This window comes from Pseudomonas lini (assembly GCF_001042905.1).
Classification (GTDB): domain Bacteria; phylum Pseudomonadota; class Gammaproteobacteria; order Pseudomonadales; family Pseudomonadaceae; genus Aquipseudomonas; species Aquipseudomonas lini.
The window spans coordinates 188,591-202,052 of sequence record NZ_JYLB01000011.1 but is presented as its reverse complement, the minus strand read 5'-3'; the positions used below and the strand labels follow the sequence as shown (position 1 = coordinate 202,052).

Genomic DNA, 13,462 nt, shown 5'->3' with positions numbered 1-13,462 from the left:
GAAGGCGACGCAGAGCGTCGCGGGATGCATTCCTTTGCTGCGCGTGGGAACGATCTTTCAAACCAGTTTCTGGGCCAACACCGCAATATGCTCCGGCCCGATCCCGCAGCAACCGCCTAAATGGCTGGCCCCGCGTTTCTGCCAATCGGCCGCCCATTGCAGGTAGCCGGGCGGATCGAGATCGTCGCGCAACGGGTCCAGACCGTCATTGGCCGTGGCCTCTTTCGGCTGCGGCGGGAAGGCATTGGCGTATGCGCCGATGTGGATCTTCACCCCCAGGCGTTCGAAGGTTTCCCGCGCCGCATCGATCGCAGCGCCGATCACTTCCGGCTGGCTGCAGTTGAACAGCAAGGTCTCGACGCCCAACTCAGCCGCCACCGCGGCAGCCTCAGCCACGGGCTCACCGGAACGCAGACGCGGCACTTCGTCGGTGTCTTCATCCTTCAAGGTAAACGACAGCCAGAACGGCTTGCCGTCCTTCGGCAGACCGGCATGAATCGCCCGTGCCTCGATAATCGAGCTCTGGGTTTCGGCCAGCCACAGGTCGACATGAGGCGCCAGGCCATTGACCAGAGGCGCCAGCAGTTCAGTCACCCGCGCAGCATCGAACAGGTCCGGGCGATAGGAGCCGAACAACGGCGGCAATGAACCGGCCACGCGCACCGGTTTGCCCGCCGCATCGACTGCACGACGGGCCAACTCCCCGGCCAATGCTGCAAGCGCCTGGCCCTCAGCGGCAAAACGCTCTTCGCCAATATGGAACGGTACCACCGCATAACTGTTGCTGGTGATCACGCTGGCACCGCTTTCGATATAAGCCGCGTGCACCGCCTCCACCGCTTGCGGCGCTTCGCTCAAGGCCAGCGCCGACCACTCGGGCTGCCTGAAAGGCGCCCCTCGGCGTTGCAGCTCACGACCCATGCCACCATCTAGAATTACCGTCCCTGCGCCCATATGCTTTTCACTCATAAGCTTATGAAAATAACTCACTATCAGAGTCGTTCTTATAACTATTTAATACGCACCACCCGGTTAATAACAACCTCTTTTTTTTCAGGGATCAACTGTGAAATTTCAACCACTGCTGGCCCTGGGCCTGACGATTCTGGCTGCCTCCACTCAAGCCTTTGCGGGCGCCACCCTGGATCGCATCGAGCAAAAGAAAGAACTGGTAGGCGTGTTGATGGAAAGCTATCCGCCCTTCTCATTCCTCAACGACCAGAACCAGCTCGACGGCTTCGACGTCGACGTGGCCAAGGCCGTGGCGGACAAACTGGGCGTCAAGCTGCGCCTCGAAACGCCGTCCTGGGATGTGATCGCCGCCGGCCGCTGGAGCGGGCGTTACGACATCTGCATCTGCTCCATGACCCCGAGCAAAGCCCGCGCTGAAGTCTTCGACTTCCCGGTCGAGTACTACGCCTCCCCTGCGGTGATTGTGGTCAACGCCAAGAACGACAGCATTCACAGCGCCAAGGACCTGAGCGGCAAGAAAGTCGGCCTCACCAGCGCCTCCAGCTATGAAAGCTACCTGAACAAAAACCTGGTGATCGAAGGCGCCGAAGACACCCAACTGCAATACCCGTTCGAGAATGTGCAGATCGCCCCGTATGACACCGACAACGTCGCGTTCCAGGATTTGGGCCTGGGCGCTGGCGTGCGTCTGGACGCGATTATCACCAACCTTGTCACCGCCCAACCACGCCTGAACGAAGACAAGCGCTTCAAACTCGCCGGCCAGCCGCTGTACTCGGAGCCGAACTCGGTGGCCATCGAAAAAGGCGACACCCAGTGGAACAGCAAAGTGCGTGAAGTTTTCGCTCAGTTGAAACAAGACGGAACTCTGAGCAAACTGTCGCAAAAATGGATCGGCGCCGACATCAGCAAATGACCTCTTTCCCCAAACCTCCTCAGCCGCCGCAACCAGTGGCTGAGTCATTGCTGCAGCGGGTCTTCGGCTTCCGTACGCGGCTGTACCTGACCTGGGCGGCGATGTTCAGCTTGTTCGCAAGTTTCTTCCTGAGCTTCGACCTGAAGTTCTCGATCATCCTCGACAAACTGCCGAACCTGATCGGCCTGCACCTGGCACCCAACGGCTTTCTGCAAGGCGCAGCGCTGACGTTGTTTTTGTGCCTGTGCTCGATTGTGACGTCATCGCTGCTGGGCTTCATCACCGCTTTGGCGCGGCTGTCGAAAAGCGCGGTGGCGTTCGGTATCGCGAGCTTCTATGCCTCGTTCTTTCGCGGTACACCGCTGCTGATCCAGATTCTGCTGATCTACCTCGGCCTGCCACAACTCGGCATCGTGCCCGGCGCCATTGCCGCCGGCATCATCGCCCTGTCGCTGAACTACGGCGCCTACCTGAGCGAAATCTTCCGCGCCGGCATCCTCGGCGTCCCCCACGGCCAACGCGAAGCATCATTGGCCCTGGGCATGCGCGAAACCGTGATCTTCTGGCGCGTCACCCTGCCCCAAGCCATGCGCACCATCATCCCGCCAACCACCAACCAATTCATCTCGATGCTCAAAGACTCGTCACTGATTTCGGTGATGGGGGTCTGGGAAGTGATGTTCCTGGCGCAATCGTATGGGCGTTCGAGCTATCGCTACATCGAGATGCTGACGACGGCGGCGATTATTTATTGGTTGATGTCGATTGGATTGGAGCTGATTCAGGCGCGGATGGAGCGGCATTATGGGAAGGCGTATTTGAACCGTAGTTAGGCCAAAAGATCGCAGCCTTCGGCAGCTCCTACCTGGAGTCAACGTGCCCCCCCTGCAGGAGCTGCCGAAAGCTGCGATCTTTTGATCTTTAACGTGCGGCAGATACGTTTTTTTGAAGATGCGATAGCCCCCGTATCTTGATTCGATGTAAGAAAAAGCATCAGCGCGAACAGATAAAATCAGCCGGTCTCAAGCGGCTGGCCATTTTCTACACAACCATCTGACACTCCCCGCAAGCCCGTCGGAAGCAGCTGACATCGGCACCTATAGCCTCCCTCTTAGAGTTTGGCCTCCTTTCAAAAGAGGCCGTACTCGATGCCCATTCAACATAAATACAAACCCCACCACCTTGTCCTGGCCATTGCACTTGCAGCTGGTTGTGCAGAGTTCTCCCTGGCCCAGCAACTGGAGCCTCAAGTCGACGCCGACGTAAAGCCCACCAAAACCCGAAAAAAAGCCACCAAACCTGTAGCCCCCCCTGGCAGTGTGTTTGAAGAGGCCACCGTAGGCGCTTCAGCGCTTAAGGTCGAGGCTACGGCCACACCAAGTAACGCAGGTATGAATGTTGTTGTTCTTCCCGGCAACCACGCCCAAAGCACCGTCCAAACCGTGCTGAATACCGGAAATGTTGAAGATGAGTTCGGACAAGTCACCAGTAATCTGGCATTCATGACGCCAGAGGCTTCCTATAATGACACTCAAGTGGCGCTGACCCGCAACGATGTACCGCTCGAGACGGTTGCCACCTCTGCCAGCGCGCAGGCCCTGGCCCGCAGTGTAGACACCCCCAAAACCGTGATCGCCAACGCCGCCATCGGCGCGCTACTGGCCAGCAACAAGGCCAATGCCTCCATCGCCATTGAACAATTGGCCGCAAGTAGCAACGCCAACCTCGCAAAAGCAACTTTAAGCAGTGTCAGCCCCGTCAGCGCCAGCATGCTCTCAGCCATGCGTCAGCTGGATAACGGCACGGGCACTTTCTCCGACAAAGCTCCACGCCTTGCCACTGGCAGTGAAAACAGCAGCCGCGTCTGGCTTCAGGCGTTGGGCAATGGCGGCAAAGTCGAGAGCGACTTCGACAACACGCTGAAACACTCCACCCAAGGCCTCGTTCTGGGCGCCGACTGGCGGCTCGACGAGCAATGGCAAGTCGGGGTGATGGGCGGAAAATCACAAACGAAACTCGAAGCCCGGCAATTCGACGGCGATCTCGACAGTTGGCACCTGGGTGCTTATGCGTTGCGCCAGGACGGCCCATTAGTGCTGCGTCTCGGTGCTACCTACGCCAGCCATGAAGGCAGCAGCAAACGTCGGGTTGCATTCAACGGATTCAACGACCGCCTCAAAGGCAGCTATGACGCCAACACCCAGCAGGCCTTCGCCGAAGCGGGCTTCAATCTGGGCCGCAACAATGTGACGGTCGAGCCATTCGCCAGCGTCGGCTATCAACGCTACCAGCGTGACAACCACACCGAAAAAGGTGGCGATGCAGCGCTGAAAGTCTATGGGCAAACCCAAGACAATTTCAGCAGCACCTTCGGCCTGCGCGCGGCGAAGCTGAACTCACTGGACAACGGCATGCGCCTGACACCGCGAGTCAGCGCCGGCTGGAAACACATCTACGGCGAGCTCGGCAGCGAAACGCGCCAACAGTTTGTCAAGGGCGGGAAACGTTTCGACATCGCCGGGGCAGCGTTTGATCGCGACAGCCTGTCGCTTGATGCCGGGCTCGACCTGGGGCTCTCGGCCAACCACACGCTGGGTGTGGGCCTTACCGGCGAGATCGGCAGTGACAGCCGCACTCATGGCGTAATGGGACAGTGGCGGATAGCGTTCTGATGAACTCGCCTCATATTCACTGATTCAGTGCAATACCTTGCTCGCGAATGCGGAGTGTCAGTCGATATGGATGTTGAATGTCACACCGCATTCGCGAGCAAGCCCACACTTGATCTGCAATCCACCCAAACACCGGGCGAAAAAAAAGGGGAGCACATGCCCCCCCGAGGTTTAAAACGGTATATCGAGGCCGTTAACTCAGCCTTCGATCTCGATCAGAATCTCGCCCGGATTCACCCGGTCGCCCTTGGCCACGTGGATGGCGGTGACTTTGCCGGCGATGGCCGATTGGACTTCGGTTTCCATCTTCATCGCTTCGGTGATCAGCACGGCCTGGCCGGCTTTCACGGTGTCGCCTTCCTTGACCAGCACATCGACAATGTTGCCTGGCATGGTGGTGCTGACGTGGCCCGGTGCAGTGGCTTGCTTGCGCTTGCTGCTACCGCCGCTGACGAATTCGTTGAGTGGTTCGAACACCACTTCTTCCGGCATGCCGTCGATGGACAGATAGAAGTGGCGCTTGCCTTCCGACTTGACGCCGACACCGGTGATGTCGACGCGGTAGGTTTCACCGTGAACGTCGATGACGAACTCGGTCGGCACGCCTTCGCCGCCGGCCGATGCCACGCCGCCCGCTTCCGGAATCGGCAACAGCACCTCTGGAGTGAGGGTGCCGGCTGCGCGTTCTTCGAGGAACTTGCGACCGATGTCCGGGAACATGGCGTAGGTCAGCACGTCTTCTTCAGACTTGGCCACGGCACCGATTTCGGCACGCAACTTGGTCATTTCCGGCTTGAGCAGGTCAGCTGGACGCACGTCGATCACTTCTTCGCTGCCGATCGCCTGACGACGCAGTTTTTCGTTCACGGTGCCCGGCGCTTTGCCGTAGCCGCCTTGCAGGTAGAGCTTCACTTCGTTGGTGATGGTCTTGTAGCGCTCGCCAGCCAGCACGTTGAAGAACGCCTGGGTGCCAACGATCTGCGAGGTCGGGGTCACCAGTGGCGGGAAGCCGAGGTCTTCGCGAACGCGCGGGATCTCCGCCAGCACTTCGCTCATGCGGTTCAGCGCGCCCTGCTCTTTCAACTGGTTGGCCAGGTTGGAAATCATCCCGCCCGGTACCTGGTTGACTTGAACGCGGGTATCAACGGCGGTGAACTCGCTTTCGAACTGGTGGTACTTCTTGCGCACGGCGTAGAAGTACAAGCCGATTTCCTGCAGCAGTTCCAGGTTCAGGCCGGTGTCGTATTCGCTGCCTTTAAGAGCAGCGACCATCGATTCGGTGCCTGGATGGCTGGTACCGGAAGCGAAGCTGGAGATCGCGGTGTCAATGTGATCGGCGCCGTTTTCGATGGCCTTGAGTTGGCACATCGTGGCCATGCCAGCGGTGTCGTGCGAGTGAATGAACACAGGCAGCGATTGCTCGGATTTCAATGCCTTGACCAGTTCGCCAGTGGCGTACGGGGTCAACAGGCCGGCCATGTCTTTGATCGCCACGGAATCACATCCCATGGCTTCCATTTGCCTGGCTTGCGCCACGAATGCGTCAATGGTGTGCACTGGGCTGGTGGTGTAGGCGATGGTGCCCTGAGCGTGTTTGCCGGCCGCTTTCACCGCTTCGATGGCGACTCGCAGGTTACGCACGTCGTTCATCGCGTCGAAGATGCGGAACACGTCGATGCCGTTGACCGCAGCCTTGGCAACGAAGGCTTTGACCACGTCGTCGCTGTAGTGGCGGTAGCCCAGCAGGTTTTGGCCACGCAGGAGCATTTGCAGACGCGTATTAGGCAAGGCCGCGCGCAGTTGGCGCAGACGCTCCCACGGGTCTTCTTTCAGGAAGCGGACGCAGGCGTCGAAGGTCGCGCCGCCCCAGCATTCCAGCGACCAGTAGCCGACTTTGTCGAGCTTGTCGCAGATCGGCAGCATGTCTTCGGTGCGCATGCGGGTGGCGAGCAGCGATTGGTGGGCGTCGCGCAGGATTGTGTCGGTAACGTGGATTTTCTTGCTCATTGTTATATTCCTCACAGGCCTGCGTGGGCGGCGATGGCGGCGGCGATGGCCAGGGCCAGCTCTTCGGGTTTGCGCTTGATCGAGTAGTTGGTCAGTTCAGGATGGCTTTCAACGAAGCTGGTATTGAACTGGCCGCTACGGAATTCCGGGTTACGCAGGATTTCCTGGTAATACGCGGCGGTGGTCTTGACCCCTTGCAGACGCATGTCGTCCAGAGCTCGCAAGCCACGGTCCATCGCCTCTTCCCAGGTCAGCGCCCAGACCACCAGTTTCAGGCACATCGAGTCGTAGAAAGGCGGAATGGTGTAACCGGTGTAGATCGCTGTGTCGGTGCGCACGCCGGGACCGCCGGGCGCGTAGTAACGGGTGATCTTGCCGAAGCTCGGCAGGAAGTTGTTTTTCGGGTCTTCGGCGTTGATCCGGAACTGCAGCGCAAAACCGCGGTGCTGGATGTCTTCCTGTTTCACCGAAAGCGGCAGGCCGGACGCGATGCGAATCTGCTCGCGAACGATGTCGATGCCGGTGATTTCTTCGGTGATGGTGTGCTCCACCTGCACCCGGGTGTTCATCTCCATGAAATACACCTCGCCCTCGGCGAGCAGGAACTCCACGGTGCCGGCGTTCTCGTAACCCACGGCCTTGGCCGCACGCACCGACAGATCGCCGATGTAGGCACGCTGTTCCGGGGTCAGTTGCGGGCTCGGAGCGATCTCGATCAGCTTCTGGTTGCGACGCTGGATCGAGCAATCACGCTCGAACAGGTGCACCACGTTGCCAAAGCTGTCACCGAGGATCTGCGCTTCGATGTGTTTCGGATTGACGATGCATTTTTCCAGGAACACTTCCGCCGAACCGAAAGCCTTGGTGGCTTCGGAAATGACTCGCGGGAAGGCCTGTTCGAGTTCTTCACGGCTGTCGCAGCGCCGGATACCACGACCACCACCACCGGAGGTTGCCTTGAGCATGACCGGATAACCGATGCGATCGCCTTCGAGCAAGGCTTCCGCAATGTCCGCGACGTTGCCTTCGGTGCCTGGCGTGACCGGCACACCCGCCTTGATCATGCTACGGCGTGCTTCGGTCTTGTCGCCCATGCGGCGAATGACTTCAGCCGATGGACCGATGAATTTGATGCCGCGTTCAGCGCAGATGTCTGCCAGCTCGGCGTTTTCCGAGAGGAAACCGTAGCCGGGATGCAACGCATCACAACCGGTTTCCACGGCCAGATTCACCAGCTTGCGCGCATTCAGGTAACCGGCCAGTGGCTCGGCACCGATGCTGTGGGCCTCGTCCGCACGCTTCACATGCAAGGCATGGCGGTCGGCATCGGAATAGATCGCGACCGAGCGAATGCCCATTTCGGCGCAGGCACGCACGATTCGTACGGCAATCTCACCACGGTTGGCGATCAGGATCTTTTTTATCACTTGGAGGTTCCCTTGAGCCGGTGGTACCCACGACCTGTCAAACCAGGCCGGCGCGTGACCAAATGTTTCAATTCAGTCGCAGCTCCACACTAGCCTTCGCAAGGGATTAACAAAAATGAATAATAATTGGGTTACACATAAGCAAAGACTTATAGTTGAGGCATCAGCCTCCGCTCAGGGTCTCTAGAAAATGCGTAAGTCATTGATGCGTATGACATTGCGTCAATTGCAGATCTTCAATGAGGTGTGCGACTTAAGGTCCTACAGCCGCGCGGCCGACGAAATGTCTCTCACACAACCTGCCGTGAGCCTACAGATTCGTCAACTCGAAGAGCTGATCGGCCAACCCTTGTTCGATTATGTCGGCAAAAAACTCTACATGACCGAGGCGGCCGAAGCACTGCAGCGCGCCAGCCGTGACATTTTCGGGCGCCTGGAAAACCTCGATATGCAGCTGTCTGACATGCAAGGTTCATTGCAGGGCCAGCTGAAACTGGCGGTGGAATCCAGCGCCAAGTATTTCGTGCCGCACCTGTTTGCCGCCTTCAAGCGCCAGCACCCGGAGGTGAACCTGCACCTGACGGTGGTCAACCGTGGCCAGGTCATCCGGCGCCTGTCGGATAACCGTGATGACTTGGTGATCATGTCGATGGTCCCACAAGACATGGGGCTGGAATTCCTGCCGTTCCTCAACAATCCGATTGTCGCTGTAGCCCCGCCGGATCATCCGCTGTGCCATATGGGACCATTGCGCTTGCAGGATCTGGAACCCTACACGCTGCTGTTGCGCGAACCCGGTTCCGGTACGCGATTGGCATGCGACGAGTATTTCAAAGAGAAGCGCGTGCACTTCACCCAGACCCAGGAGGTCGCCTCGGCGGAAGCTCAGCGTGAATGCGTATTGGCGGGTCTGGGCCTGGCGCTGTTGACACGCCACGCCCTGAACCTTGAGTTGGCGACCGGCGCCCTTATTGAGCTGCCGGTCGAAGAGTTGCCGCTGTTCCGTAGCTGGTGCCTGGTGCAGGCCAAGGCCAAACGGCTATCGCCGGTGGCCCACGCATTCCTTGCGTTTATCCGCAGCGAACGGGTGCAGATCAGCGCGCTGGTTGAACGTTTCGACGGGAAGTTGCCGGTGCTGCCTGCCAGTAGTTGAGTTCGAGGTCGTCAGGAAAATCGCCAATTTCGGCCAGTAACTGGCGGCGTTCGCAGCGATCTTCGATGGCGCGGCGAAATTCCATGCGGCGCTGATCTTCTTGCTGACGGCGGGTTTTGACGGCGCTGTTGCGTTCTTCGTAGGGCTGAGCCATTTCGAGTCTCCCAAGGCGAGTACGGGAGTTACACGATAGGTGCGAGGGATGACGGTTTGGCGGCGGGAGGGTTACAGACGTGTGAACATTGGCAGATGACTGGGGTGTTTTTGAGGACGCCTTCGCGGGCAAGCCCGCTCCCACAGGGATCGATGGTGTTCACTCACTCTATGCAACACAGCCGATCCTTGTGGGAGCGGGCTTGCCCGCGAAAAGGTCGGAACGACCTTCCGGCAATGTCAGATCGGGCTCAATCGTCGAGGGCTTTTACTGACTTGGGCGACAGCCGCAAGCTGCGAAGGCTGCGTTTGACGCTCTTGAGGTGATTGACCAGGCTCGGACCGCGGGCCATGGCCACGCCCATCGCCAGCACATCGATCACCACCAGGTGCGCAATGCGCGAAGTCAGCGGCGTATAAATTTCGGTGTCTTCATGCACATCGATCGCCAGATTGACGGTCGACAGCTCGGCCAACGGTGTCTGGCTCGGGCACAAAGTGATCAACGAAGCGCCGCTCTCGCGCACCAGGTTGGCCGTGATCAACAGGTCCTTGGAACGCCCCGACTGGGAAATGCAGATCGCCACGTCGCTCGGCTTCAGGGTGACCGCCGACATCGCCTGCATGTGCGGGTCGGAATACGCCGCTGCGGTCAGCAGCAAACGGAAAAACTTGTGCTGGGCATCCGCCGCCACGGCGCCCGAGGCACCGAAGCCATAGAACTCGACACGCTGGGCCTGAGACATCAGCGACACCGCCCTCTGCAACTCCACCGGATCGAGTTTCTCGCGAACTTCCATCAGGGTGTGCAGGGTGGTGTCGAAGATTTTCAGGCTGTAATCGGCGACCGAATCGTCTTCATGGATCGCGAATTGCCCGAAGCTCGCGCCAGCCGCCAGGCTCTGCGCCAGTTTCAGCTTCAAATCCTGAAACCCGGAGCAACCGATGGCGCGGCAAAACCGCACGATGGTCGGTTCGCTGATGCCCACGTTGTGGGCCAGGTCGGCCATGGAGCTGTGCATCACCGCCGCAGGGTCAAGCAGCACGTGGTCGGCGACCTTGAGCTCCGACTTGCGTAACAGGTGGCGTGACTGGGCGATGTGTTGCAGCAGATTCAAAGGGGCGGACTCTTTGTTATTGGCAGGTGCCGGGGATGTAGCACGCTTGTAGTTATACTACATGAATCGGCTTTTTGCCTGCTCAATGCGTAACTCAATGTCCCCATTTCATGCGACATGCGCTCCATGTAGCCCTCTCGGTCGCTGTAGCAGCTGGCGAAGCCTGCAGCTACAAAGGGTTGGCGTCGCGACGTAAAAGCTCGGCCAGGTCGGCGGCTTCAACAGGACGGCTGACCCAATAGCCCTGCACTTCATCGCAGCGCTCGGTTTTCAGAAACTCCAGCTGCTCCGGCCGCTCCACCCCTTCAGCCACCACCTTCAACGACAGGCCGTGGGCCATGGCGATGATCGCCCGGGTGATCGCCGCATCCTCACTGCTCTCCCCCAGACCGCGGATAAACGCCTGATCAATTTTCACGTAGTCCACAGGGATGCGCTTGAGATAGCTCAGCGACGAATAGCCAGTGCCAAAATCGTCGATGGCCAGTTTCACCCCAAGGTCGCGCAACTGCTGGAAGGTCGCAATGATGTGCTCGACACTGTCCAGCAACTGGCTTTCGGTGAGTTCCAGTTCCAGGTAATGCGGCGCCAGACCGGTTTCCTCCAGCACCTGGCGCACCAGGCTAACCAGTTTTCCCTGACGCAGTTGATGCACCGACAGGTTGACCGACACCCGAATCGGCTCCAGCCCCTGACGCTGCCACTCACACGCTTGCCAGCAGGCTTGGCGCAAAACGAACTCGCCGATAGCGCCGATCAGCCCGGTTTCCTCGGCCAGACCGATGAAATCCCCCGGCGGTACCTGGCCCAGGGTCGGGTGATTCCAGCGTACCAACGCCTCGGCGGCATTCAGCCGGCCGGTGGCGAGGCAGAGTTTGGGTTGATAAAACACTTTCAGCTGTTTTTCTTCGATGGCTTTGCGTAGCTGGTTCTCGAGCTGCAAACGCTCGAGCGTGCTGGCTTGCAGGCTGTCTGTATAGAACTGGAAGTTGTTGCCGCCCAAGTGTTTGGCATGCTGCATGGCCATGTTCGACTGGCTGACCAGCGCGGAAATCTCCCGCGCGGTGTCCGGCAACAAGCTGATGCCCATGGACGCACTCATCACCAATTCATGACCCTCGACGGTGACTGGCAAACGCAGCTTGGCCGACAATCGGGTCGCTACGCGCGCCAGGCTCGACAGGTTGCCGTAGGTATCGAACAGCACTGCAAATTCATCGCCGGACAGCCGGGCGATAGTGTCCGCTTCCGGCAGTGCATTGACCAACCGTCGGGCCATTTTTTGTAACAACTCATCGGCAATTTCGTGGCCGAGGCTATCGTTGAGCAGCTTGAAACGGTCCAGATTGATGTGCAGTAACGCCAGACTGCGACGACCGCCCTGGCGCCCACGTTGATGAGCCTCGTGCAGCCGTTCGCGGAACAACGAACGGTTGGCCAGCCCCGTGAGTTCATCGTAATGAGCGAGGTAGCGCATACGTTCTTCGGATTCACGCCGAGCGGACAGATCGGCGAAGAAGCCGACAATATGACTCACATTTCCCCGCGTATCGCGCACGGCATTCAGTTGCAGCCATTGCGGATACAACTCGCCATTCTTGCGGGCTTCGACCAGCTCGCCCTGCCAGCTACCGTCCTGCTCCAGCGCCTGACGAATAGCCGTGTAATGCCGGCGGGCATCGCGGCTGCAGGGCAACTCGACCACGTTGCGTCCGAGCATGTCATCAATGTCATAGCCGGTAACCCGACTGAAGGCCTGATTAACGGCAATCAGCGCGTAATTCGGGTCCAGAATTACAATGCCTTCGCTGGCAGCCTCAAACACCGTCGCCGCCAGTTGTCGCTGTTGCTCCAGGCCCTTGCTGGCGCTTATATCGCGGCGGGTGCCGACCATGCGAATCACCCGGCCGTTCTCGGCGCGCTCCACCGCTCGACCACGGTCCTCGATCCAGACCCAATGGCCATCGCCGTGCCGCACCCGATACTCGATCTGATAATCCTCGCTGCGGCCCTTCAAGTGCTCGACCAGCGCCCGCTTCAGCGATGGCAAGTCGTCGGGGTGCAGCCTGGGCTTGAGGTGGCGGAGCATCGCTGTCACGAATTCCGGCTCCAGGCCAAACAGCTCCTGGAGTTGGGTGTGATGGACTTCGTCTGTCTGCAGGTTCCAGTCCCACAGCCCGAGTTCGCTCGCCTTCAACGCCAGCGCCAGTCGCGCTTCGCTCTTGCTCAAGGCCTGGTTGGCGGCGTCCAGTTCCAGACTGCGTTGTGCGACCCGGTTTTCGAGGTCGACCTGGGTTTCGCGCAATTTGTCTTCGGCGCGGCGGCGCTGGTCGATTTCCTTGGCCAGTTCGTGGTTGAGCTGATCGCTGCGACTTTGCGCCTGCTGCAAATGCTCGATCAGGGCCTGATTTTGAAAGCGTCGCAGCAGCCCTTGGTTAATCAGCCGATTGACCTGCCAGGCGACCACGCTTAACGAACCCAGCAAAATCAGGCCAAACCAGCCCCAGCCCTGTTCCTGCTCATCCCCGCCCCAAAACAGGTAGCCGATAGCCGGCAACAGACAGGGCAAGGTAAAGGACAGAAAAGCCGGCAGGCTGACGGCATAAGCGACGCTGGCCGAGAGCGCCGCGGCGCCGATCAGGCCGAACACCCAGGCTTGCTGCATGAAATTGTCAGCGGGCACCAACGCGATGCCGGCACCGGCCAGGGTCAGGCCGGTCATGGCAGAGCCGAGCATGAACATGCGACGCCAGATCGGATGGGCCTGACGGTTGGGGATCGCCGAATCGAAGGCCGCGACCTGAATCACCCGCAACGCCACCAGTGACAATAACCAGATCAGCCAGACGCTCACCACGAAGTAACGCTGTGGGCTCCAGAGCAGCCCGGCGCACACCAGACCGTTGATCAGCATGAACAGCGTAGGCAACAGCGAGCCCTGGTACAGCAGGCGCGTGCGCTCGACCGCCATTTCCATGGCGTACTGCTTGCGGATAACCCGGGGCTCCACAGAGGGGCCCGACAGGTCGGAGCTGAGGGTCATA

The 13,462-nt window shown here is 59.4% G+C and carries 10 protein-coding genes; 4 read left to right on the top strand and 6 right to left on the bottom strand.

The window, feature by feature from the left end:
- Nucleotides 1-57 precede the first annotated feature (57 nt).
- Nucleotides 58-954 carry a homocysteine S-methyltransferase family protein gene (locus TU81_RS26765; RefSeq protein ID WP_048397437.1) on the bottom strand — a complete coding sequence of 299 codons (897 nt, stop codon included), beginning with the start codon at nt 952-954 and terminating at the stop codon, nt 58-60.
- A 112-nt stretch (nt 955-1,066) separates the two neighbouring features.
- Here TU81_RS26765 and TU81_RS26760 point away from each other — a divergent pair, with 112 nt between their 5' ends.
- The 3 genes from TU81_RS26760 to TU81_RS26750 all read left to right on the top strand — a co-directional run bounded on the left by TU81_RS26760 (nt 1,067) and on the right by TU81_RS26750 (nt 4,560).
- The gene (locus TU81_RS26760; RefSeq protein WP_038980548.1) at nt 1,067-1,888 is read left to right on the top strand and encodes an ABC transporter substrate-binding protein; all 822 of its coding nucleotides are present in this window, start codon (nt 1,067-1,069) and stop codon (nt 1,886-1,888) included.
- Nucleotides 1,885-2,721, top strand: a complete 837-nt coding sequence (locus TU81_RS26755) for an amino acid ABC transporter permease (RefSeq protein ID WP_038980546.1) — start codon at nt 1,885-1,887, stop codon at nt 2,719-2,721. The genes TU81_RS26760 and TU81_RS26755 overlap by 4 nt, the downstream gene beginning before the upstream one ends.
- Nucleotides 2,722-3,036: 315 nt before the next feature.
- Nucleotides 3,037-4,560: an autotransporter outer membrane beta-barrel domain-containing protein gene (locus tag TU81_RS26750; protein WP_048397435.1), complete on the top strand. Its 1,524-nt coding sequence runs from the start codon at nt 3,037-3,039 to the stop codon at nt 4,558-4,560.
- Between the two features lie 198 nt (nt 4,561-4,758).
- Here TU81_RS26750 and oadA read toward each other — a convergent pair whose 3' ends face one another.
- Complete coding sequence (gene oadA, locus TU81_RS26745; RefSeq protein WP_030132494.1) at nt 4,759-6,567, bottom strand: sodium-extruding oxaloacetate decarboxylase subunit alpha; 1,809 nt, start codon at nt 6,565-6,567, stop codon at nt 4,759-4,761.
- An 11-nt stretch (nt 6,568-6,578) separates the two neighbouring features.
- Entirely contained in the window at nt 6,579-7,994 is a 1,416-nt protein-coding gene (locus tag TU81_RS26740) for an acetyl-CoA carboxylase biotin carboxylase subunit (RefSeq protein WP_038980544.1), read from the bottom strand.
- 190 nt (nt 7,995-8,184) lie between these two features.
- Here TU81_RS26740 and TU81_RS26735 point away from each other — a divergent pair, with 190 nt between their 5' ends.
- A complete protein-coding gene (locus TU81_RS26735) occupies nt 8,185-9,147 on the top strand; it encodes a LysR family transcriptional regulator (RefSeq protein ID WP_038980542.1) in 963 nt (320 codons plus the stop codon).
- On the opposite strand, the gene TU81_RS26730 is transcribed toward TU81_RS26735, so the two are convergent.
- The 3 genes from TU81_RS26730 to TU81_RS26720 form a co-directional block, all read right to left on the bottom strand.
- The gene (locus TU81_RS26730) at nt 9,089-9,301 is read right to left on the bottom strand and encodes a PA3496 family putative envelope integrity protein (RefSeq protein WP_038980539.1); all 213 of its coding nucleotides are present in this window, start codon (nt 9,299-9,301) and stop codon (nt 9,089-9,091) included. The two genes, TU81_RS26735 and TU81_RS26730, sit on opposite strands and share 59 nt — an antisense overlap.
- Nucleotides 9,302-9,551: 250 nt before the next feature.
- Nucleotides 9,552-10,418, bottom strand: a complete 867-nt coding sequence (gene hexR, locus TU81_RS26725) for a transcriptional regulator HexR (protein ID WP_038980535.1) — start codon at nt 10,416-10,418, stop codon at nt 9,552-9,554.
- Between the two features lie 169 nt (nt 10,419-10,587).
- On the bottom strand, nt 10,588-13,461 hold the full coding sequence (locus TU81_RS26720; RefSeq protein WP_038980533.1) for an EAL domain-containing protein: 2,874 nt from the start codon (nt 13,459-13,461) through the stop codon (nt 10,588-10,590).
- Nucleotide 13,462 lies beyond the last annotated feature (1 nt).

Coding starts and splice junctions, on each gene's coding strand:
- TU81_RS26765 (WP_048397437.1), bottom strand. CDS start 954: ATGGGCGCAGGGACGGTAATTCTAGATGGTGGCATGGGTCGTGAGCTG.
- TU81_RS26755 (WP_038980546.1), top strand. CDS start 1,885: ATGACCTCTTTCCCCAAACCTCCTCAGCCGCCGCAACCAGTGGCTGAG.
- TU81_RS26750 (WP_048397435.1), top strand. CDS start 3,037: ATGCCCATTCAACATAAATACAAACCCCACCACCTTGTCCTGGCCATT.
- oadA (WP_030132494.1), bottom strand. CDS start 6,567: ATGAGCAAGAAAATCCACGTTACCGACACAATCCTGCGCGACGCCCAC.
- TU81_RS26735 (WP_038980542.1), top strand. CDS start 8,185: ATGCGTAAGTCATTGATGCGTATGACATTGCGTCAATTGCAGATCTTC.
- TU81_RS26730 (WP_038980539.1), bottom strand. CDS start 9,301: ATGGCTCAGCCCTACGAAGAACGCAACAGCGCCGTCAAAACCCGCCGT.
- TU81_RS26720 (WP_038980533.1), bottom strand. CDS start 13,461: ATGACCCTCAGCTCCGACCTGTCGGGCCCCTCTGTGGAGCCCCGGGTT.